The sequence below is a fragment of the Campylobacter sp. VBCF_06 NA8 genome, assembly GCF_027737825.1.
Classification (GTDB): domain Bacteria; phylum Campylobacterota; class Campylobacteria; order Campylobacterales; family Campylobacteraceae; genus Campylobacter_B.
Window position 1 is genome coordinate 41,225 of sequence record NZ_JAOVUB010000002.1, and the last position, 21,569, is coordinate 62,793.

Sequence of the window (21,569 nt, forward strand, 5' to 3'; positions counted from 1 at the left end):
ACCTTTTTAATCGTTAAATTTGGTTTAAAATTTGAGCGAATTTAAGCAATTTGTTGCGCATTTTGCACTTCTTCTTCCATAATCGCAATATGCTTTGCGCGCTTGATTTTAGCGTCATCTTTGAAGGTCGCTCTGACCTTATCCATGCCAGTGTAAAACTCCTTCATCAAAATCACGCAAAGATATTTTCCAAACTGCGTCGTAATGATTTTGCCGCCTTCCACGCTGATTGCATTTGAAAGCCTAAGTAGCGAGATTTCGCGCCCTAGCTCTTTGCGTAAATTTATGCCGTTTGCGCTCTGGAATTTTGCCATGTCAATCTCGCCGTTAAAAAGCTCGGTCAAAAATATATATTTTGCCCTCTCGCTATCGCTAAAATCGCATGTGGCAATCACTGTGCTTTTGCCCTCTTTGATACGAGCTGAATAATCGCTTAGGTTGAAAGCGTTTATCAAAAGTCTGCCGTCCAAAAAGCTAAACGCACCGCTTCCAATGCCCAAATATTCGTGGTTTGCGCCCACATACTCATCGGCGATATTTGAGCTTTCTCGCGCAAACGCCCATGAGTTATTTTTGTGCCACGAGCTAAATTCATCGCAGATTATTTTGTAAAATTCCTCTTCGTTATCCACGCTACTTATGCCTAAATTTCGCGCGATTTGATCGCGCATCAGAGGCGATTTCATCAGCGGATACATGGTGATTTGCTCTGGATTTACGGATTTTGCCATAGCAATGTCGCGGAGTAAATTCTCTTTTGTTTGAAATGGGAAATTAAAAATCAAATCAAGGCTTAAAATCGGCAACACCCCAACCGCCTTGCTTAGTTTTTCGCGCAAAACCTCGCCACTGCCGAATTTCTCATATCTCGCAGCCTTGCGTAAAATTTCATCATCGAAGCTTTGCACGCCCACGCTTAATCTGTCTATTAGCCCACGAAACCTTGCTAGCGAGGCAGGGTCGATGTGGTTAGGGTCGCTTTCGCATGAAATTTCCTCGATATTAAAAAGCGATTTTGCAAGCTCCAATGTGCGCAAAAGCTCGTCTTCGTCGATTAAGGTTGTGCCGCCTCCGACATAGAGTGTTTTGAAATCATATCCTGCCTCTTTCGTGCGACGCATTTCTGTTCTAAGTGCGCTAAAATAGGCTTTGCAGGCGTCTTTGTCATAGGCGTATTTGTGAAAAGAGCAATATGGGCAAAATGTGTGGCAAAACGGCACATGCATGTAGAGCATGTAGTTTTTCGCTGGATCTGGGATTTTTTCTATATTTTGGTCAGAAATATCGATTCTAAGGGAATTATAAAGTGAATTTTGCATTGTTTTACTAGCATATTTTTTGGCAAAATTTTGGATAAAATTTGTGATTATTTGCATAAAGCTTAAACCTTCTTTAAAATAAAAAATTAACTTTTAAATTTAGCGAAATTTATCTTAAAATTCATATAAATCGCAGAAAAATCGTGTATAAAAGCGTCGGAACTGCGATTGTAATCAGCGAATTTCTAAATTTAGCGTGCGCCAAAAACGAGAGCGCCAGACAAAACACTAGCCCGCAAATAGTGGCGAAAAATGTGGTATTTTCGCCATTTTCGCTAAATTTTGGAATCATAGTTTTTAGCGCATAAATCATAAGCACTATCATAATCACAAGCCCAGAGTTTTTTTGCAGATACACGAGCGTGGGGTTTTTGCTCTTTTTTTTAAAGAGCCAAAACGGCAAAAATCTAGTTAGCACGGTAGCTATGCTAGCCATTGCGATATATGCGAAAATCTCCATTTCTAGCCTCGCTCAAAAAATTTGCGAAATGCTAAAAGCGCAAAAATCGCGCAAAGCAAAGTGCCAAAAAGATAGTATTTCACAGGGAATACAAACAGCCCCGCAAACGCACAAATAAGGCTAAAAATCAAAATTTTATGCTGTGGGTTTGATTTAAACATTTCATAACTTAGCATCGCAAAAAGTGCCACAAGGCTAAATTCAACCCCGCTAAAATCGACATTTAAACTAGCTCCAAGGATCGATCCAATCGCCACACCACTAATCCAATACGAGTGGTTAAAAACAGCCGTGAGATTATAAATCAGCCCCAGCTCGCGCGCTCTTTGCTCGCTAATGCCATTTTTGCGCTCATCATCGCTTAAAAAAACGCGAGTTTTAAGCAGGGCAAATGTTTCATCAGTAAGCGCATAAATGGGATAAATTTTGCGTGGGATTGCGCGCAGTTCGTCGATGAGCGACATTGTGTAGAAAAAATGGCGAAAATTTAGCAAAAACGAGATGATAAAGGTATCTATCAGCGAGGCGCCAGTTACGATAAACGCCACCAGCACGAACTCCACGCTCCCTGCATAGACTAGCAGGCTAGTTATCATCATCACCCAAAACTCCAATCCCTGCGAAATGCCGTAAATTCCAAATGCGATTCCAAGCGGAATATAGCCTAACATAACCGGTATTGTGGATTTGAAAATTTCGAATTTGCTCATAAAACGGAGTAAAATTTCGCCCAAAATGGGCGAAATTTAAATTTTAAGATTCAATGTAGGTTTTGAGTTTGCGACCGATTTTTGGGTGTTTTAGCTTTTTGATCGCAGAACTTTCGATTTGGCGCACGCGCTCTCTGGTGATATTTAGCTCTTTGCCGATTTCCTCTAAGGTGCGGTCGCTCTCATCGTCTAATAACCCAAATCTCATGCGAATCACCGTGCGCTCGCGATCGTTTAACTGCTCTAAAATATCGTCGATTTGCTCTTTTAAATCTGATTTTAGGATTTGCTCGATTGGCGAGATTGAGTTTTTATCCTCGACAAAATCGCCGAATTTGCCGTCGTCTTCGTTGCCGATTGGCGCTTCTAGGCTGATTGGCTCTTTTGTGATTTTGATGACTTGCTTGACCTTATCCACGCTAAGTCCCACTTCCTCGGCGATGACATTGATATCTGGTTCTTTGCCGCCTTCTTGGATATATTTGCGTGTGATTTTGTTTATGCGATTGATCGTTTCAATCATGTGGATTGGAATACGGATTGTGCGGGCTTGATCGGCGATTGCGCGCGATATGGCTTGGCGTATCCACCATGTGGCGTATGTAGAAAATTTGTATCCTCTGCGATACTCGAATTTATCCACAGCCTTCATAAGTCCGATATTTCCCTCTTGGATTAGATCCAAAAACGGCAAACCGCGGTTTGTGTAGCGTTTGGCGATACTCACAACTAGGCGCAAATTTGACTTTGCCATGCGCGCTTTTGCGTTGTCGCTTATGCGTTTGCCACGCTTGATTTGCTCTAAAATTTCTTTTAATCTCTCAGGCTCTAAGTTAAAGCTTTTTTTGCTCGCCTCTTTTGTCAAAAATAGCTTTTTGATATCCACATAAGTCGATACCATGGTCGCTTCTGGCACACGGGCGATGATATCTTCTTTGCTTAGTTTTGTTATGTCTTTTAGGATTTTTTCGTGGTTTTCACGAAGTTCTTGGCTAAACATTGGAAGCTTGTATTCTAGGCGTTTTAGCTCTTTGTCAAACCCTGCGTCGCTTTTAAGAGCTGTTTCCATTGATTTTACGATTTCGGTAATTAGCTTGCTAGTTGGACCCAAATCCATAAGCTTTTCTTTTAAAATTTTCTTTTTAAATGCCAAATTTAGCTTAGATAGTGTGTCGTTGCTATCTTTGATTTGTTCGGCGTTTTTTTCGGCAAATCTCATCCACTCTCTTTTGGCTTTGTCTAGGGCTTTGAAGCTTTCGATGACTTTTAGAGTGCGTTTGTCGTTTTTCTTAGGGGCTTTTTTGACCTCTTTTTCCTCATCTTCGCCCTCGCTCTCATCATCGCTAAAATCATCGTCGATGTCCTCGTCCTCAGCTCCCTCTTCGTCGCTATCATCAAAGCTTTTAAAAAGCTCTTTTACGCGGCGTTCGCGGTTGATTAAAGGCTCTTTATAATCCAAAATAAAGTCGATTAGGTATGGCACAGAGCAAAACGCATCGATGATGATATCCTCGCCAAGCTCGATTTTTTTGCTGATTTCTATTTCGCCGTCTTTGGTCAGAAGCGGGATTTGTCCCATTTCGCGCAGATACATACGCACTGGGCTATCAGAGCGCGACCACTCCAAAAGCTCGACATCATTTGAGATATCAAAATCATCGTCCCAGCCCTCGTCAAGTAGCCTTTTTTGGGTAGCTTCTTTTAATTTTGCGTCCTCGATATTTCGGATTTTTGAAATTTCAGCAGCCGAAATAAGCTCCACATCGTATTTTTTGATAAGAGTTTCGATTTTTTTTACGACAGCTGTCTTTGGAGCTGTATCGAAAAATTTAATCAATCTTTCAAAGGTTATGTAGCTTTTTTGGTTTTCTTCGAAAAATTGTTCAAGCGTAGAGTTAAGTTCTTTTGCTGATACTGCCATCAAATCTCCTTGTCTGCAAAAATAACCTTTAATTATACCCAAATTTTATAAAGTAAAACTTAAATTTATAAAAAATTCCCAAATTTAGGGCAAAATTTCAAAATTTAAAATTTGGCTGAATTTTTAAAATTTTGCAAAATTCATACGCTGTTTTTTGGCTAAATTGATTTAAATTTAATCTAGGTTTTGCTAAAATCAAAAGTTTATTTTAAAACTGAAAAGGTGAAAATTATGGCAAAAGTATGGAAGTTTGCAGACAATATCGACACGGACATCATCATCGCGGCTAGATATTTGAATACATCTGATGCAGATGTGCTTGCAAAGCACATTATGGAGGACGCTGACAAGGATTTTTATAACAAAATTTCGCAAGGCGACATCATCGTAGCTGGTAAAAATTTTGGTTGCGGCAGCAGTAGAGAGCACGCTCCAATGGCACTAAAAGCGGCAGGTATTTCGTGCGTAATCGCGAAAAATTTCGCTAGGATTTTTTATCGCAACAGCTTCAATATGGGGCTTTTGATTTTAGAGTGCGACCAAACTGATGAAATTGACGAAGGCGATGAGCTAAAAATCGATTTGGATAAGGGAATAATCCAAAATTTGACCCAAAATACGCAGTATAAATTCGACGCAATTCCACCATTTATGCAAAAATTGCTAAATGCAGGTGGCGCGATAAATTATGCGAAATCTCAAATGAAATAATTAAGGAAATTTATGAAAACTTATAATGTTTGCGTCATAAAAGGCGATGGAATCGGCCCTGAAATCGTGGAAGAAGCGGTTAAGGTTTTAGATAGCGTGAGCCATAAATTTGGCTTTGAGTTAAATTTCGACTACCATTTAATGGGCGGTTGCGCTGTCGATATTTTCGGCGTTCCGCTCCCTGATGAGACACTAAATGCCGCCAAAGCAAGCGACGCTGTGCTTTTTGGAGCGATTGGCGGGGCTAAATGGGACAATTTAGCGCGACATTTGCGCCCTGAAAGCGGACTTTTAAAACTTAGAAAAGAGCTTGGTGCGTTTGCAAACCTGCGCCCGGCAATCATTTTTGATGAATTAATCAACGCTTCCACTCTCAAACCAGAAACCGTCAAAGGCGTTGATATCTTGGTCGTGCGCGAGCTAACGGGTGGAATTTACTTCGGACAACCACGCGAAAAACACGAAAAAAGCGCATTTAACACTATGGTTTATAGCTACGAAGAGATCGAGCGAGTATCAAAAATCGCCTTTGAAGCGGCGATGAAACGGGGTAAAAAAATCACCCTAGTCGATAAGGCAAATGTGCTAGAAACAAGCCAGCTTTGGCGCGAAGTAGTCGCGGAGGTGGCAAAATCATACCCAGAAGTTTCGGTTGAGCAAATGTATGTCGATAACGCTGCAATGCAACTCGTGCGCGATCCTAAGCAGTTCGATGTGCTACTAACCGAGAATTTATTCGGCGATATTTTAAGCGATGAGGCGAGTATGATTTGTGGTTCGATTGGACTTTTGCCAAGTGCAAGTATCGGTGGCAAGGTAGGAATCTACGAGCCGATTCACGGCTCTGCACCCGATATCGCAGGTCAAGGAATCGCAAATCCGATCGCAACCATAATGAGTGCTGCGATGATGCTACGATACGCATTTAATGAGGTCGAAGCGGCGCAGTGTATCGAAAACGCTGTGAAATCGGTCTTGCGCGACGGATACCGCACCAAAGATATAGCGAAATTTGACGCCAAAGAGATCTGCTCTACTAGCGAAATTGGCTCTATTATCAGCGATTATACGCATAAATTTTAATCTGGGCGCAAAATGGGCGAAGCGATAGAAGAAATCCTAAAAATGGAGTGCGAGGGCGATTTTTACGGCGCTTTGGCGCTTGCGCGCACGCTCTTGCGCGTAGATCCAAACGATAGCGACGCTAGGGTGGCATTTGCCAGAGTGAGATTAAATCACAGGATAAAAAGCGGTGTAAATATGCAAATGAGCGAGATTTTCCTAAGTCCTGGTGGGCATAAAAATCGTGAGCTTAAAAGGTGGCTAATAAATGGATTATGAGAACGAATTTAACGATATCATTAACGCTGTAAAAAGCGAAATTAAGGCGCAAAAACAGGTGCAAAATTCGCAAAATTCTACCAGCGCGGTGAGTTTTGCTGAGTTTATCGAGCACTCAAACGATGAATTGAGTGCTGATTTAGACAGCGACGAGATTGCGCAAAATTTAGGCGATGATGATAGCTTGAATTTTAGCGAGATGAATTTTAATGCTCCTAAAAGCAAGGCTAGCGCAAACAGCGATGAGGTGGCGTTTTTAAGCGCGGTTAGGGAGCGGATATTGGTGCTTTTTGAGGGGCTAAATTCCTTCGATAGCGCAGATATCGAGGCTAGGGTCGAGCTGAATTTGAAATTTATGGAATTTTTACTTGCGAGTATCGAAAACAGACTTGAAAATCTATCAAAATAGCGATTTTATCGCTATTTTCGACCTTCTTAAAAAATATACAAAAAGAGCGTATTTCGTCGGCGGTTTCGTGCGCGATTTTTTCTTGGGGCGCGAAAGCGGCGACATCGACATCGAAGTTTATGATATAAATCCGCAAAAATTTAGCGAAATTATGGGCGAGCTTGGCGCACTTGGGACTGGAAAGCAGTTTTTCGTCTATAAATTTCACAATTTCGACATTGCTCTGCCTCGCACCGAAAACAAGGTCGGAGTGGGGCACAAAGCCTTTGAAGTCGCCCTTGCAAATGACGAAAAAATCGGTGCTAGGCGCAGGGATTTTACGATAAATTCGATGATGATAAATATTTTTAGTGGCGAGGTGCTGGATTTTTACGGCGGGTTAAATGATTTAAGGGCCCGAATTTTGCGCGTTGTCGATGAAAAAAGCTTCGTCGAAGATAGCCTGAGAGTGTATCGTGGGGTGCAGTTTGCGGCGCGGTTTGGCTTCGATATCGAGCCAAAAAGTTTGGAATTAATGCGCCAAATCGATACTTCTGATTTGAGTGTGGAGCGGATTTGCGCTGAGCTAATCAAGCTTTTTAGGGCTAAATTTCAGGGTTTGGGGCTAAAAATTTTACACGATTTGGGGCTGTTTGAAAAAAATTTTGGCGTTCAAATTTCGCGGGAGCGGTGCGCAAAAATCGCAAATTTTATTGACAATGGGCGAAAATTTGTAAGCGACGAGGCGTTTTTTTTATACGCTGTTTTAAATTTGCTAAACTTAGACAAAAAGCAAATTTTAGAAAATTTAAAGCTAAATTCACATTTTAAGCGCATTATAAACGAGCCGTTTTATAAAAAAATAAATGATGAAAAACTAATGCAAATTTCACTGCAAATGCCGATAAATTCGTGGCTGGGTGCGTATAACCAAAGCCGTATAAATAGTGCTAAAAAACTTGGAATTTATGAGAAAAAATTTATTTCAAAAGTAGGAAGCGAAGCCGTTATAAATGACGGATTTAAAGGCAAAGAAATCGCAGTTGAAATCAAACGCCGTCAAAAAGACGAAATCAAAAAATATTTGGCAAATTTGAATTTGTAAATTTTATAAATTTAGGTTAAGTAAGGTATAGAAAATGATAAATTTGATAAAACAAAAATATGTGCAATTACTCACTATATATTAGTTTGGAAAGGTTTTAAATGAAAACAAAATATTTATTAAGCGTAGTTTTATGCTTATCTACCCCTATATTGGCAATGGCAGAAAATGCTTCTACAAATAACCCATTAGAAGCCAAAGTAGTAAGTTATAAGCATGAAAAAGACTATGATGTCGAATTTGTGCAAACCAATCTACCCGCATTAAATAAAGAGTTAGAAAATTTATTTTGTGATTACGCTTTTGGCAACGAAAGCGATATGGAAGACTGTCAGAAGCAAGATATTCGTCAGTCGATTGCATACGATTACAAATATAAAGATAACTATCGCTATTATTTCAGTCAAAATTACAAATATTTTAGTAAAAACAACAAACAATATTTCCAAATTTGCGTTATGGAAGATGGAAATATGGTTGATTATTGCAAAATTTATGATATTACCAATCCAAAAAAAGCGGTTTTATTAGACCGAGAAAATATACCAATTATTGAAGGTATGGGAATTGATTCAAGATATTTTAATCACGGTGATGACAAATACTTTTTATCTTGTCTTAAAGGTTACGGAATTAATGATTGCGCTTTATATGATGTTAAAAATTCACAAAAACCTATTTTGCTAGGAAGCAATTTAACCGCTTATTTTTTAAATGAAGAACAAATCAATAAAATTGTAAGCTATTATTTGGCTTATGGCAATTATTTTAATTATGAACCGCCATTATCATGCAAAGAAGCGATTGCAAAATACGGCATTAGAGTAAATACAGGCAAAGACCGCTTTCCGGAAGAGGTTAAAAAACAATGCTCACCAGAAATAATTAAAGAGATAGATGAAATAGATAGACATACCCCTATATATGCAATAACTCTTTCCAAAAATGTCAAAACAGCCAAATTTCCTTATACGATCAATATTCTAACTTGGGAAACATGGCGTGGGCGTTGGGGACATGTTGATGTGCCGGATGAAAAAACGCTAGGAGAACTTATTCCGCAAGATTTGTGGGAAATATTTATGATGGAAAGATAAAAAAGTATTGTAGAGTGATATCCTTGCTGCCATAATGATTAATTATATGAGCGCAAATTCGCTTCAAAAGTAGGAAGCGAAGCCGTTATAAATGACGGATTTAAGGGCAAAGAAATCGCAAATGAAATCTGGCGCTGTCAAAGAGATGAGATAAGAGAATTTTTAAAGGCAAAATTTGATTAAATTTCGCGCTAAATTCAAAGAAAATTCCCGCAAAAAAGCGTAAATTTAGAGAGTTTTTAGTAAAATCATCGGTTTGAATTAATAAGGAAGGCTTGATGTTTAATATCGTTTTAGTAAATCCCGAAATCCACACAAACACAGGCTCGATTGGGCGCATGTGCGTGAATTGTGGGTGTCGCTTGCACCTAATCAAACCGCTTGGTTTTGTCATTGATGATAAGCATTTGCGTAGAGCCGGCCTTGATTACTGGGCGAATTTGGATTTGAGAATTTGGGAGAGCTGGGACGAATTTTACGCGGCAAACGAGGCGCACAAAGAGCGATTTTTCTTCGCTACGACCAAAACAAACAAGCTCTATTACGAGGCAAAATTTCAAAAAAATGATTTTATATTTTTTGGCGCAGAAGGTCATGGTTTGCCACTTGATATAATGAGAATAAATCGTGAAAATTGTATAACAATTCCCATGACTGCGCTTGGTCGAAGTCTAAATTTGGCCACGAGCGTGGGCATTATCACATACGAGGCGATTCGCCAAAATTTGAGCGAATTTGATTTTAGGAGCGAGATTTGCGAATTTTAGCCCTTCTTTTCGTCGCACTCGCACTCTTTGGCGCAGAGCTGAAAATCGCCACTTACAATGTCGAAAACCTCTTTGACGGCGAAAACAACGGCAACGAATACGAGGATTTCCGCCTAGAATCTGGCAAATGGAACAAGACAAAATATAAAGAAAAATTAAATAAAATTGCGGGCGAAATTTTAGAGATAAACGCCGATATAATCGCACTTCAAGAGATTGAAAACGAAGGTGTCTTAAAAGCTTTGGCAAACAAAACGCAGTATAAATTTTATAAATTTTCAAACCCCAAATCAGCCCCAGCTGGCGTGGCGGTGCTATCAAAAATCCCGATAATTTCGAGCGAGTATTACCGTATGAGTAGTGTCAAAACTCGTGATATTTTAAGAGCGGATTTCGAGTTTGAGGGGGCGAGATTTAGCGTCTATGCCCTGCACATGCTCTCAGCGCGCAATCCTATCGGGGATAGAAAAAAGAGTTTTGATTTTTTAGCAAAAATCATAAAAAACAAAAAAAACAGCGTGATTTTAGGCGATTTCAACACCGGCATCGGCAAAAATTCGCTTTTAAACGAAATTTTGGGCGAGGGCAAATTTGTCGATTTGTGGAGCGATAATGTCTGCTTCGCAAATAAATTAATTGCGTGCAAATCCCACGATAGCGGGGCTTTGCTAGATCATATTTTGCTTAGCGATGATTTTTTTGGCAAGGCAAAATTTGGCTATAAAAAAGGCTCGTTTAAGGCCGAAAGCGTGGCACAAAGCTCCGATCATATCGCGCTTAGCTTTGTTTTAAGCAGTGAAAAAATTTCGCCAAACAAACCTAAAAGTTTAGCCGTGCAAAATCCAAATTTAGAGTTAAAAGAGGCGCAAATTTCTGAAATTTACGGCGATGTAAATTCTGCCCCATTTATCCTAAAAAACGCAGTCGTAACCTACACCAACAAGCACGGAAGCGCGATTTCGCAAGGGGGCAAGGGCGTGTTTGTGTATGGGCTAAGTGGCGTTAGCGTGGGCGATAAGCTAGATCTTGCCGTGCAAAAAGCCAAAATTTATAGGAAAAAATTCGAGCTTAGCGAGGCAAAAATCCTCAAAAACCACGGAAATATCGGCAGTATCGAAAAATACACGCTAAAAGAGATTAACTATCACACCATTTCTCCGGGCGATGTCGTAGCGCAAATCCGGGGCGATGTGACGGACGGGCAAATCGTGGTAAATGGGCGAAAATATAAAATTTATTCCAAAAAAGGCAAAATCAAAAATCAAAAAAATGCAAAATTTAATAACGCGTATTTTACGATTTATGATGAGCAAAAGGAGTTTATAGTTCAATGATACATCTGCTTATGATGACCGCATTTGTGCTGTTTATGGCGTTTTTGGTCATCGGGTTTAACAAACAAATGATAGAAAAAAATAATAAACGAAATCAAGAAAAGGAAGAGAAACATGAAATTACTTATTGAAATTGGAGTCGAAGAACTCCCAGCAATCCCGTTTTTGAAGGAATACAAAAACATTGCGCCAAAATGGAGTGCGGTTTTGGAAAAATACCGCCTGCAAAGCGAATTTAGCTTCGAATTTACCCCTCGCAGATTTGTCATCTGCCACGAAAATTTCGCCAGCACACAAAGCGACAGCCTCATCGTCCAAACTGGCGCGCCAAAATCAGTTGCCCTAAAAGACGGCGCATGGAGCAAGGCCGCGCTAAGCTTTGCTAGCAAATGTGGAATTAGCGAGAGTGAATTGAAATTCAAAGAAATAGATGGCAAAGAGGTGCTGTATTTCGAGAGCGTGCAAAAAGGCGAGCCTAGCAAAAGCGTGCTAGGTGCGATGATTGAGGAGTTTTTGGGTAGTTTAAATTTCGGTAGAGCTATGCGCTGGGGCGAGGGCAAATTCGAGTTTATCCGCCCACTTCGAAGTGTGGCTTGCTTGCTAGGAAATGATAGCGTGGAGTTTGAAATTTACGGCGTAAAAAGCGAGCTAGCGTTTTTCCCACACAGAAGCTTTGGGTATGAAAAGGTCAAATTTACTAGCGCAGAGGAATACTTTGCGCTTTTGGAAAAACACGGCGTGATTTTAAGCGCACAAAAACGCAAAGAAAAAATCCTAGCCGAATTTAAAGAAATCGAGAGCGCAAATGGCGTTACAATCGAAATCGACGAGGATTTGCTAAGCGAGGTTGTCGCCATTACCGAGCACCCAACCGCGCTACTTGGCAGTTTCGAGGCTGAGTTTTTGGCAGTGCCAAAAGAGGTAATCATCACTTCGATGAAGGAAAATCAACGCTATTTCCCAGTTTTCAAAAATGGCAAGCTAAGTAATCATTTCGTCGTCGCAAGCAACGCAATCACCGATGATAACAGCCTAATCGTGCGTGGAAACGAGAAAGTTTTGCGAGCAAGATTAAGCGATGCGATGTTTTTTTGGCAAAGCGATCTAAAATCGGGGCTAAATCCAGAAAAACTAAAAAGCGTTTCGTATCTAAGCGGGCTTGGCTCGATTTATGATAAGCAAGTCCGCGAAATCTCTGTCGCAAAAGAGATTGCTAAATTTTGGGATAAAGAGTTAAAAGCCGAGTTTGGTGGGGATTATACTAGCGCGCTAGAAGAGGCGATAATGCTTAGCAAGGCGGATTTACTTAGCACTATGGTGGGCGAATTCAGCGAGCTTCAAGGCATTATGGGAAGCTACTACGCTGCGCATGCGGGCAAAGACAAGCTAATCTCGCGCGCGATTTATGAGCAATACCTGCCAAATTCCGAGGACAGTGAGCTTCCTGCTGGCGTGTTTTCGTCGCTCGTGGCGGTTGCTACGAAATTTGAAAGCCTAGCAGGTCTATTTAGCATAAATAAAATTCCAAGCGGAAACAAAGACCCTTACGCACTGCGTCGCGCGGCCGCTGGAATTATCAAAATCGTGCAAAATTTGGGGCTAAATTTGGATTTGGGGGCGCTAGTTAAAAATGTAGCGGTGCAATATTCTGGGCTTGATAGCGATAAATTGTTGGATTTTATCAAAGATAGACTTTATGCTATTTACGATGTCAATCCATCTATTATAAAAGCGTGCCTAAACAGCGGCGAAGATGATATAAAGGCTCTTGGTAGCGCGATTATGGCGCTGGATAAAATTTCAAAAGATGATAAATTTAAGGATAATTTCGACACCTTCAAACGCCTATCAAATATCATAAAAGATGAAAAAATCGGTGCTGTCGATGAAGCGCTTTTCCAAAATGAAGCTGAGAGCGAGCTAAATTCGGCGTTTAAGGCGATTAGCGTGAGCCAAAACGAGCCTGAGAGCTACCTAAATGCGCTTTTTGGCTTGAAAGATAAAATCGATATGTTTTTTGAAAAAGTAATGATAAATGTAGATGACAAGGCTATCAGGGCAAACCGCATTGCAAATGTAGGTCAAATCTACAATGCGTTCAAAAAAATCGCCGATATTAAAGAAATCAGTTTTTAAGGAGAGAGTATGAAAAGGTTAATTTTAGCGTTTTTTGCTATGTTTTTTCTAATCGGTTGTGGTGGCGGTAGTGTCGATGATACGGTAAAGGGCTTTTTGGAAGCAGGGTATGCTGGCGATACAAAAACAGCCGCAAGCCTTATTTATCTTAGCAAAGAAGATATGCAAGATGAAAGTGTCAAGCCTGCATTAGAGGGCAAAGTGGGTATGTTGGTAGGCGAGGCTATGCAAGTAGCCAAAAAACATAACGGTCTAAAATCGATTGAAATCGTAGATAAAAATCTCGGCGAGGATGTCGGCACGGTGAAAGTGCGGATAGTTTTTAAAGATGGCAAAACGATAGATGATATGATGAAAGTGCGCAAAAATCACAAAGGCGAGTGGAAGGTGAATATTTTCTAAATTTTAAGGAGTAGCGATGAAAAGGTTATTTTCAGCGATTATAATGTTAGTTTTTGTGGGTTGTGGCGAAGGTCCTGAGGAAGTGGTGAAAAGCTATGTCGATTCGGTAGGGTGCAAAGGAGACATCGAAAAAGGCGCGAGCCTAGTGTATCTAAGCGAAAGCCAAATGAAAGATGAAGCCACAAAGCGCAAGGTAGAGAGCAAGCTAGACTCGATGTCAGGCACCACCACAAGAGACGCTATGAGGCGCGGAGGATGCAAAACAATCGAAATCACCGATAAAAATATCGGCAAAGACGCTGGCAGAATGAAGGTCAAAATCACCTTTGGCGACGGCACTACCGAAGAACTTGACGCCAGGGTGCGCAAAAATCATCAAGGCTATTGGAAGGTAGTATGGCGATAGTTTATGAAATTTAAAATTTCGTTTTTTATTTTTTTGGGATTTGCGCTTTTTTTGGCGGTGCAAATCCCGCAAATCCGCCAAAATTTACCGCAATTTTTTCAAGATAAAAGCTTAAAATTTCAAACCCTAAATTTGCAAAATTTAACAAATTTGCCAAATTTAGTGCCCGGCGATCTGGTTTTTCGCCTAGGCGATGAGTTTGATAGCGTGCTAATCGCGCAAATGAGCGAGTGGAAGTATTCGCATGTGGGGGTAGTGATAGATACTGCGCCGACACAAATCCTGCACGCGATCAGCGATGAGCGATACGCTCAGAACGGCGTCGTGATAAGCTCGCTAGATGAGTTTGTATCTCGTGCGCGTAAATTTGGCGTAGCAAGGATAAATTTTTTAAGCGCACAAGAGAAGCGAAATTTGATAAATTCGCTAAATTTGCGCGTGGGCGAGGAGTTTGTTTTGGCAAAATCGACTGAGCCAAATTTATATTGCACTACGCTAATACAGCGTGAAATCGCGCAAATTTATCCAAATTTCGCCCCCGCTTACACCTATATTGACGCGCCGTTTTTTCGTGGCAAGTATCTATTTCCACGCGCACTTGCTGAATTTAATGGCACCGAAATGATTTACGAGAGCGAGTGAAAATTCGCTATGAATTTCGCTGTGAAATTTCGCTGTGAAATTTAGTGGAAAAATTCGGGCATAAAAAAAGCTTGCCAAATTTGGCAAGCTTTGTGTGTCCGACGAGAATTTATAAACCTTAGTAATCTAACTCTGGTTTTGGAGTAGCATCTGTTCTAGCTGGCAATACTGGGTATTTTAGAGCTGCATCAGGTAGTTTTCCGCTTAGAGCGTTGAAGAAAGTAACGATTTTGTTTGCTTCATCATCGCTGATTTCGATGCCAAGTTGAACGCTACCCATTGCTTTAACAGCGTCTTTTAGTGACCAGATTGCGCCATTGTGGAAATATGGAGCTGTATCAACAATATTTCTTAGAACTGGTGCTTTAACCATACCGTTAGCATCGCCTTTGAAATCGCCAACATTAGCGAATTCGTATTTGCCTGCTACTTCGAACGGTTGCATTGTGCCGCCTAGGTTGATTCCGTTGTGGCAAGATACACAACCTTTATCGATAAATGTTTTTAGACCCTCTTTTTCAGCGTCAGTTAGGGCTTTTGAGTCGCCGTTTAAGAACTCATCATATCTTGATGGAGTTACAAGTGTTCTTTCGAAAATTCCTACTGTTGTAGCGAATAGATCGAAAGTGATTTTTGTATCTTTGCCATAAGCATCTTGAAATTCTTTAACATAGCCAGGGATTGAGTTAAGTAGTTTTTCTACGCTCTCAGGAGTTGCAGCCATTTCAGGAGCAGCTGTTGCTGGACCTGCTGCTTGCTCAGCTAGGTGAGCTGCACGACCATCCCAGAATTGCGCTGAGTTGAACACTGAGTTTAGTGTTGTAGGCGCATTGATATGGTGTGGGTTTGGAGTCCATTTGTGACCTGTTGAAGCTGGAACGCCGTCAGTTCCGCCGATTGCTAGGTTGTGGCAGGTATTACAGCTGATGATTCCACTTCTTGAAATTCTTGGGTCAAAATATAATTTTTTACCAAGTTCAACTCTTTTGTCAGTTGTTGGGAAATCTTTTGCATCTGGTGCTGCACTCTCTGCTAGTTTTGCGATTTCAGCAGCAGTTTTAGGTAGTGCTTGTAGGCCACTATCTTTTGCAAGTTTTGCCAAATCGTCAGCTGCGAATACTGAGCTAGCAACAACTACTGAACTAAGTAATAAAAACTTAACTTTCATTTTCCTCTCCTTTAAAAAAATGTAAATGGATTTTAAAATTTATTAAATAAAAAGTTACTTAAAAATTTAAGCGAAATAATAAAAATTCTTAAAAAAAAAAAAGATATAATTTATCGCAAAAAGGTGCTAGAACATAAAAAAATTACAAAATTTTATTAATTTAAGTTTTTTTTAAATTTAAAGCCGAATTTCCTCGATTTCTTGATAAATCACCCGAAATTTATCATCAATTTTAAAATCCTCGTGAAAATGCCCAAAATACCACTTTTTAAACTCTATTTTGTCGTAAAAATCCTGCAAAATTTTCGAATTTATATCATCAATTTTCGCCGCCATTGATAGTTTTATCACACGCGGTATGACAAATCTAGGACAGGTGTGCGTGATAATGATATCGACATTAAAGCTGTGTTTTGCGAGGTTTGCGTTCGCTTCGCAGATATCAGCCTGGCTTATCATTTCGCCCTCCCACCACGAAACCCCAAGCTCTCGCATATCTCTATCGATACTAAGCGCGCCACCCATGGTGAAAATTTTGCGCCCTGCGATTTCATAGACTTGCCCCCTCATTAAATGATACACGCTCTGGCTGATTTTATGCACTTTGCCACCAGCAAATTCGCTGATTTCATAGGCGTTTAATCGGTCGAAATTTTCATGGTTGCCGTCGATGAAAAGCGTGGTAAATTTACGCTCATTGAAGTATTTTAGCCACTGCTCCTCGCGCGCGTCGCTTTGAAACATATTCCAAACAAAGCCAAAATCCCCAGCGATGATTAAAAAATCATCTTTGCAAAGCGCACTTTCGAATTTTTCGAACTTCTTAAATCGTGCCATTTCGCCGCTAAATCCACGCCAGCCGCCGTGTGTATCGCCTGTGATAAAAATTCTATTCATTGCCTGCCTTTTTAAATTTTTGTTTGATTTTTTGCTTTTGCGATATTTATTTTATGCGCAAAATCCAAAATTTATGGAATTTTCATTATTTTTCAAATTTTGTATTTACTAAAATACTGACCCAAAAAACGATTACAACTATAAAATTGAAATTTTTGTATTTTATCGGAAACGAAATAAAGCTCAAAGGAAAATTTGGTGGTGTCCCGTGCAGGCTTCGAACCTGCGGCCCTCTGATTAAGAGTCAGATGCTCTACCAACTGAGCTAACGAGACACGAACTTGTATTTTATTCATATATATATAAAAAATAGGTTAAATTTGGCAGAATTTTCGAAAATTTGATTAAATTTAAACGATTTGTTATTGAGAGTGAAATTTATATAGATAAATTTAATGAATTTTAGGCTCCCTTAGCGAGAGCCTAAATTTGAGAAATTATTTTTTTGTTTGAGTTTTGCTTGCTTTTGCGCCTTTTTTGTAAGGGCGGTCAGAAACGATTGGTTTGCCATCAGCGTATTTTTTCTCGATTTTTGCAAACTCATAATTTGCGCCTACATTTTTAGCTGAGCGGACATTGCCCATTGTTAGGTATTTATAAAGAACATCTTTTAGGTTTTTAGTGTGTTCTGTATTGCGTGGAGAATCGTTTAAAATATCCTCGTAAGCGTAAATTCTCTCATAATAATCGTTTGTTAGTTGATCATCGATTGTGATGCGACCGCTATCGATTGTCACGCCAGCATACAAGCCTGTTTGCTCGCCTGGGGTTGCAATCCATGCTGAAATATCAGGTAAATCAGTAGCGCGACCAGCTTTCGCACCGTGTCCGCCAAATGCTGCACCAGCACTTACTTCTAGTGTATCAGCGCCTGTGAATACATCTTGGTAAGATTTAGTTGTGTGGAAAAGTAGCACAACATCGCTTGTCTCGTATCCTGCTTGGATACCTACACCAAAGCCTTTGTATTTGATGAAAATCGGAGCACTCCATGTGCCATCAGCATTTTTTACGCTAAAAATTCCATCGCCGTATTGGATAGAAGCGCCAGCTGCTAGGCGTTTGACATCTGTTAGGATTGCTACTGCTTTTGCGCCTTGTAGATATTTTTGATCTACATGGAAACCGCTAGATGCGCCAAATGATCTCATAACATTAGTCGCTGCGATGACTTCTTGATTTGCTACGACATCAGCGTGCAAAAAACTAGAAACTACAAATGAAGCAATTAATAAAAATTTTTTCATATGTTTAATCCTTTTAAAATAGAAATTTAGTTATTATAACAGCAATTTCATTTTTTTTAGCTAATTTTTAACAAAAAATTGATGAAAAATAACAAATTTTTGGGAAAATAATGAAAATTTTGGCGATTTTAGCATTATGTGTGGTTAAAATTTTTGCTTTATCGATAGTAAATGGTGAAGCAATTGTTTTGAAATTTAACAAAAACACGAGTGAAATTTTAGCAAATGGTAAAAAAATTCCCCTCGTAAATTCACTGGGTAGTGATGAAAAAATTGCAATCATCGCTGCAAATTACAGAGCCAAAAACGATATCAAACTCAAAATCACCCAAGATGGCAAAACCACAACCGAGATTATAAATTTAATCAAAGGCGATTACAAAAGCGAGGCATTTTCCGTCGCTCCGTCTAAGGTAAAACCGCCAAAAGAGGCGAAAGCTCGCATAGAGCGCGAACTAGCCGAAGCAAACAAAATTTACGCTAAAACTACGCCAAAAATTTTATTACAAAAACCTTTTTTATTACCTTCAAATGCTAAAATTACATCTGCATTTGGCAATGCGCGCACCTTTAATGGCGAGTTGAAAAGCTACCACTCAGGCACGGATTACCGCGCTGCTATGGGCACAGATGTGCATAGCGTGGGCGAGGGCGTGGTAGTCATAGCAAAGGACAGATATTACGCTGGTGGTTCTGTGGTGATAGACCATGGTGCTGGCGTGTATTCGCAGTATTATCATTTAAGTAAAATTTTGGTAAAAGTAGGCGATAAAATAGGCGGTGGCGATAAGCTAGGGCTAAGCGGTGCTAGCGGGCGCGTGAGTGGGCCACATTTGCACTTTGGGATTGCTATAAATGGTGTGAGTGTGAATCCTTTGGATTTTATAAATAAATTTAATAAAGTGGTGTTTGAAAATGAGTGAAAATAAAAAATTAACCCCAAAAGAGTTGATAAAAGAGTTAATCGAAGGTAGCGAATATACGCTCAAAGACTCAGTAAAAGGGCGCGTGCGCATAGTAGGGCGAGATAAAAAAATAATAAATTTCCTCCCAAGACAATTTGGCGTAGAGAGCCTCAATGACAAAATGAGCCTAAGCCCAGAACAAATCGAAAAAATCAAGGCAAATTTCTTATCTATTTTGCGCGAGGGAGCCAAACCAGCCGCGAGTGCTGGGATCACTGGCGAGGCTAGCATGGAGCAGGATTTGCAAAGTGCTACAAAAAAATCGGTCAAAAGCAAGCCGAAATTTAACCTAGCGTCTAAAAATAAAACCTTGCAAGAAATTTACGAGGGCTCGAAAACAGCTGCCGCTAAGTCGCAGAGCAAAAGCGCACAGTATTTCACGCCAGTGGCCGTGCGCAAGAAAAACACAAAAATCCCGTGCAAGGTGAGAATTTCGTTTTTGCGCAAAAGTTGCAGTGACGAAAAATTAGGAATCCTAGCTAGGGTAAAAATTCCGCTTTTAATGGAAAATTTCGGACTAAATGATGTCATAAACTCATCTGAACACGCGCAAATGGCGAAAAAAATGGTTCGCACAATCGCGAATTTGTATGTCGCCAAAGATTTGCGTGGCGTGCGCATAGAGGGCCCTGTGTGCCTATCTATGGGCTTTAAAAGCCAAATGGCAGATATCAGCAACCACGCCTTTGTTTTCAAACTCATCGAGGATACTTTGGTAAATAACCGCGTCATCACTGACGATAACGCTAGCGTCGTCAAAGAGATAAAAATGTATAAACAAGATGAATTTGACGGCGTTTTGGTCGATATTTTAAAGACTGATAGATAATCGCTTCAAAATTTAATCGCTTAAATTTAAGCGATTAAATTTTTCACCACTCCCCAAAGAAGTTTTGCAGCATAAAACACCAAAATCGCCGTAGAAATGTAAGCAAACGCCCTAGCCACGCTATCTGGCAGGCGCGCTCTGTTTTTATAGACTACAAGCGGAAAAAGCGTAATCCACGATAAAATCGCTACAAAAAGCCCCAGCAGTGAGAGAGCGAAATTTTCGCTACTCACGCTAGCAGAGACACTGAGCCAAAACATAATCACATAAGGATTTAGCAAATTTAAAAAAAAGCCTTTTGAGTAAATTTTGGCGTGCGTGCCAAGCTCGACGCTTTTGATTTCAGGTGTGTTGCGCGCGCTTTTGTAAATTCCATACGCAATGTATAGTAAAAAACACGCCCCAAACACCGAAATAATCGCAAATACAAGCGGAATTTTGGCAAGTTGCGAAATCCCAAATGCGCTAAGGGCGAGATAAAGCATATCCGCACTCATTGCGCCAAGCCCCAAGCAAAGGGCTTTTGTATAGCTTTGCAGGGCGTAAGACATAATCAAAACATTAATCGGACCGATTGGCACACTCACGCCAAAGCCCATTAAAATGCCGTTTATAAAGGCGTTCATCAATTTCCTTTAAATTTTTAGTGTGAAATTAAAATTTAAAATTCAAAATCGCCAGTGCTACCTTTTGACATGCTCTCAAACACGGCCTTGACATACTTATCGCGCGTTTGGCAGTCTAGGATTTTTTCGCACTGGCTACAACTTTGCAAGCCATTTTGCGCTTGGCAATCTTGCAAAATGGCTAAATTTTTGTCTAAAATTTGCTCGAAAATATCGCGTTCTTGGTTATTTTCTGACATTATTTTTCGCTTTGATAAATTTCGTGCATTTTGGAAATTTCATATTTCGAGCCGAAAAAACACGGTGTGGTTTGGTGAATTTTTGAAATTTCAAGCTCTAAAAGCGAATTGTTTTTTCCGTCGCTAGTAGCACCGCCAGCACGCTCGTAGATATAGGCAAATGGCAACACTTCAAACGCCATGCGAAGCTTGCCTGCTGGGTGATCGCTCGTGGCAGGGTAGCTAAATAGCCCGCCGCCTTTTAGCAAAATTTGGTGCAGGTCGCTGACCATGGCTCCTGAGTATCTGAGGCGATAACCCTCGTCAAATAGCGTTCTTACGAGCACTCTGTGTGTATCGCTCCAACCTTTTTGCGTCGCTCCCGTGGCGTTTAGTTTGCCTTTTTCGTTTAAAACTAGCTCTTTTGCGAAGGCAAATTTGCCGTCCCTGCCAAGCCTGTATAGCTTCGGAGTGTCGCCTAAACATACGCAAAGCTCGATTCTAGGGCCATACACGCTATATACTGCCCCGCGCAATGAGCTTGGTGAAATTTCGCCCTCATAAATCGCAAAAATCGAGCCCACGGCGAAATTTACATCTACTAGGCTAGATCCGTCGAGCGGATCGTAAGCTACTATAAATTTGCCGTTTTCATTAATGCTTAGCATTTCCTCTTTTTCTTCGCTAATTAGCGCCTTTACGCACTCTACGCCACGAAATTCGCGCTCGATTATCATATCGCTTAGCACATCGAGTTTAAGCTGTGTGTCGCCGGTGGAATTTTGCGTGCTAGCGTAGCCGAAATCAGCGTATTTTAGCTCTTCGCTGATTAAAACGGCGATTTTTTCTATTGTTTTTACGATTTCTTGCATACTCTCTC

At 40.3% G+C, this 21,569-nt stretch carries 25 protein-coding genes and 1 tRNA gene; 15 read left to right on the plus strand and 11 right to left on the minus strand.

Features of this window, described 5'->3' with window-relative positions; all coding sequences use genetic code 11:
• Nucleotides 1–41: 41 nt before the first annotated feature.
• From OFO10_RS02670 to rpoD, 4 genes are all read right to left on the minus strand, one after another.
• Nucleotides 42–1,376, minus strand: coding sequence for a coproporphyrinogen III oxidase family protein (locus tag OFO10_RS02670; RefSeq protein WP_270865989.1), 1,335 nt, complete (start codon nucleotides 1,374–1,376; stop codon nucleotides 42–44).
• A gap of 64 nt (nucleotides 1,377–1,440) precedes the next feature.
• Entirely contained in the window at nucleotides 1,441–1,779 is a 339-nt protein-coding gene (locus OFO10_RS02675) for an AzlD domain-containing protein (protein ID WP_270865110.1), read from the minus strand.
• Nucleotides 1,780–1,781: 2 nt separating this feature from the next.
• The gene (locus tag OFO10_RS02680; protein WP_270865990.1) at nucleotides 1,782–2,489 is read right to left on the minus strand and encodes an AzlC family ABC transporter permease; all 708 of its coding nucleotides are present in this window, start codon (nucleotides 2,487–2,489) and stop codon (nucleotides 1,782–1,784) included.
• Between the two features lie 43 nt (nucleotides 2,490–2,532).
• Nucleotides 2,533–4,410 (minus strand): RNA polymerase sigma factor RpoD, encoded by a 1,878-nt coding sequence (gene rpoD / locus OFO10_RS02685; protein WP_270865991.1) that lies wholly within the window; start codon nucleotides 4,408–4,410, stop codon nucleotides 2,533–2,535.
• Nucleotides 4,411–4,641: 231 nt separating this feature from the next.
• On the opposite strand from rpoD, the gene OFO10_RS02690 reads away from it, so the two are divergent.
• The 13 genes from OFO10_RS02690 to OFO10_RS02750 all read left to right on the plus strand — a co-directional run bounded on the left by OFO10_RS02690 (nucleotide 4,642) and on the right by OFO10_RS02750 (nucleotide 14,739).
• On the plus strand, nucleotides 4,642–5,121 hold the full coding sequence (locus tag OFO10_RS02690; RefSeq protein WP_270865992.1) for a 3-isopropylmalate dehydratase small subunit: 480 nt from the start codon (nucleotides 4,642–4,644) through the stop codon (nucleotides 5,119–5,121).
• Nucleotides 5,122–5,133: 12 nt separating this feature from the next.
• Entirely contained in the window at nucleotides 5,134–6,204 is a 1,071-nt protein-coding gene (gene leuB, locus OFO10_RS02695; protein ID WP_270862017.1) for a 3-isopropylmalate dehydrogenase, read from the plus strand.
• Nucleotides 6,205–6,216: 12 nt separating this feature from the next.
• Entirely contained in the window at nucleotides 6,217–6,462 is a 246-nt protein-coding gene (locus OFO10_RS02700) for a hypothetical protein (RefSeq protein ID WP_270865993.1), read from the plus strand.
• Nucleotides 6,452–6,871, plus strand: coding sequence for a CiaD-like domain-containing protein (locus OFO10_RS02705; RefSeq protein ID WP_270865994.1), 420 nt, complete (start codon nucleotides 6,452–6,454; stop codon nucleotides 6,869–6,871). The genes OFO10_RS02700 and OFO10_RS02705 overlap by 11 nt, the downstream gene beginning before the upstream one ends.
• A complete protein-coding gene (locus tag OFO10_RS02710) occupies nucleotides 6,852–7,955 on the plus strand; it encodes a CCA tRNA nucleotidyltransferase (RefSeq protein ID WP_270865995.1) in 1,104 nt (367 codons plus the stop codon). Before OFO10_RS02705 ends, OFO10_RS02710 begins: the two co-directional genes overlap by 20 nt.
• A gap of 101 nt (nucleotides 7,956–8,056) precedes the next feature.
• On the plus strand, nucleotides 8,057–9,052 hold the full coding sequence (locus OFO10_RS02715) for a hypothetical protein (RefSeq protein ID WP_270865996.1): 996 nt from the start codon (nucleotides 8,057–8,059) through the stop codon (nucleotides 9,050–9,052).
• Nucleotides 9,053–9,330: 278 nt separating this feature from the next.
• Complete coding sequence (locus tag OFO10_RS02720; RefSeq protein ID WP_270865997.1) at nucleotides 9,331–9,819, plus strand: tRNA (cytidine(34)-2'-O)-methyltransferase; 489 nt, start codon at nucleotides 9,331–9,333, stop codon at nucleotides 9,817–9,819.
• Nucleotides 9,807–11,153, plus strand: a complete 1,347-nt coding sequence (locus OFO10_RS02725) for an endonuclease/exonuclease/phosphatase family protein (protein WP_270865998.1) — start codon at nucleotides 9,807–9,809, stop codon at nucleotides 11,151–11,153. The genes OFO10_RS02720 and OFO10_RS02725 overlap by 13 nt, the downstream gene beginning before the upstream one ends.
• Nucleotides 11,150–11,284, plus strand: a complete 135-nt coding sequence (locus tag OFO10_RS02730; RefSeq protein WP_270865999.1) for a hypothetical protein — start codon at nucleotides 11,150–11,152, stop codon at nucleotides 11,282–11,284. The genes OFO10_RS02725 and OFO10_RS02730 overlap by 4 nt, the downstream gene beginning before the upstream one ends.
• Complete coding sequence (gene glyS, locus OFO10_RS02735) at nucleotides 11,268–13,289, plus strand: glycine--tRNA ligase subunit beta (protein WP_270866000.1); 2,022 nt, start codon at nucleotides 11,268–11,270, stop codon at nucleotides 13,287–13,289. Before OFO10_RS02730 ends, glyS begins: the two co-directional genes overlap by 17 nt.
• A gap of 9 nt (nucleotides 13,290–13,298) precedes the next feature.
• Nucleotides 13,299–13,691 carry a DUF4878 domain-containing protein gene (locus OFO10_RS02740; RefSeq protein ID WP_270866001.1) on the plus strand — a complete coding sequence of 131 codons (393 nt, stop codon included), beginning with the start codon at nucleotides 13,299–13,301 and terminating at the stop codon, nucleotides 13,689–13,691.
• 16 nt (nucleotides 13,692–13,707) lie between these two features.
• Nucleotides 13,708–14,097 carry a DUF4878 domain-containing protein gene (locus tag OFO10_RS02745; RefSeq protein ID WP_270866002.1) on the plus strand — a complete coding sequence of 130 codons (390 nt, stop codon included), beginning with the start codon at nucleotides 13,708–13,710 and terminating at the stop codon, nucleotides 14,095–14,097.
• A gap of 3 nt (nucleotides 14,098–14,100) precedes the next feature.
• Nucleotides 14,101–14,739 carry a YiiX/YebB-like N1pC/P60 family cysteine hydrolase gene (locus OFO10_RS02750; protein WP_270866003.1) on the plus strand — a complete coding sequence of 213 codons (639 nt, stop codon included), beginning with the start codon at nucleotides 14,101–14,103 and terminating at the stop codon, nucleotides 14,737–14,739.
• 118 nt (nucleotides 14,740–14,857) lie between these two features.
• Here OFO10_RS02750 and OFO10_RS02755 read toward each other — a convergent pair whose 3' ends face one another.
• From OFO10_RS02755 to OFO10_RS02770, 4 genes are all read right to left on the minus strand, one after another.
• Nucleotides 14,858–15,907: a cytochrome-c peroxidase gene (locus OFO10_RS02755; RefSeq protein ID WP_270858218.1), complete on the minus strand. Its 1,050-nt coding sequence runs from the start codon at nucleotides 15,905–15,907 to the stop codon at nucleotides 14,858–14,860.
• A 177-nt stretch (nucleotides 15,908–16,084) separates the two neighbouring features.
• On the minus strand, nucleotides 16,085–16,804 hold the full coding sequence (locus OFO10_RS02760) for a metallophosphoesterase family protein (protein ID WP_270866004.1): 720 nt from the start codon (nucleotides 16,802–16,804) through the stop codon (nucleotides 16,085–16,087).
• Between the two features lie 199 nt (nucleotides 16,805–17,003).
• Nucleotides 17,004–17,079, minus strand: a tRNA-Lys gene (locus OFO10_RS02765).
• A 162-nt stretch (nucleotides 17,080–17,241) separates the two neighbouring features.
• Nucleotides 17,242–18,051, minus strand: a complete 810-nt coding sequence (locus OFO10_RS02770) for a lipid-binding SYLF domain-containing protein (protein WP_270866005.1) — start codon at nucleotides 18,049–18,051, stop codon at nucleotides 17,242–17,244.
• 110 nt (nucleotides 18,052–18,161) lie between these two features.
• On the opposite strand from OFO10_RS02770, the gene OFO10_RS02775 reads away from it, so the two are divergent.
• Nucleotides 18,162–18,974 carry a M23 family metallopeptidase gene (locus OFO10_RS02775; protein WP_270866006.1) on the plus strand — a complete coding sequence of 271 codons (813 nt, stop codon included), beginning with the start codon at nucleotides 18,162–18,164 and terminating at the stop codon, nucleotides 18,972–18,974.
• Nucleotides 18,967–19,845, plus strand: a complete 879-nt coding sequence (locus OFO10_RS02780) for a hypothetical protein (RefSeq protein WP_270862003.1) — start codon at nucleotides 18,967–18,969, stop codon at nucleotides 19,843–19,845. Before OFO10_RS02775 ends, OFO10_RS02780 begins: the two co-directional genes overlap by 8 nt.
• A gap of 26 nt (nucleotides 19,846–19,871) precedes the next feature.
• Here OFO10_RS02780 and OFO10_RS02785 read toward each other — a convergent pair whose 3' ends face one another.
• The 3 genes from OFO10_RS02785 to OFO10_RS02795 are packed head-to-tail and all read right to left on the minus strand — an operon-like array spanning nucleotide 19,872 to nucleotide 21,561.
• Entirely contained in the window at nucleotides 19,872–20,471 is a 600-nt protein-coding gene (locus tag OFO10_RS02785) for a LysE family translocator (protein ID WP_270866007.1), read from the minus strand.
• Between the two features lie 35 nt (nucleotides 20,472–20,506).
• Nucleotides 20,507–20,710 (minus strand): hypothetical protein, encoded by a 204-nt coding sequence (locus tag OFO10_RS02790; RefSeq protein WP_270858212.1) that lies wholly within the window; start codon nucleotides 20,708–20,710, stop codon nucleotides 20,507–20,509.
• Nucleotides 20,710–21,561, minus strand: a complete 852-nt coding sequence (locus OFO10_RS02795) for a class 1 fructose-bisphosphatase (RefSeq protein ID WP_270866008.1) — start codon at nucleotides 21,559–21,561, stop codon at nucleotides 20,710–20,712. The genes OFO10_RS02790 and OFO10_RS02795 overlap by 1 nt, the downstream gene beginning before the upstream one ends.
• Between the last annotated feature and the right edge of the window lie 8 nt (nucleotides 21,562–21,569).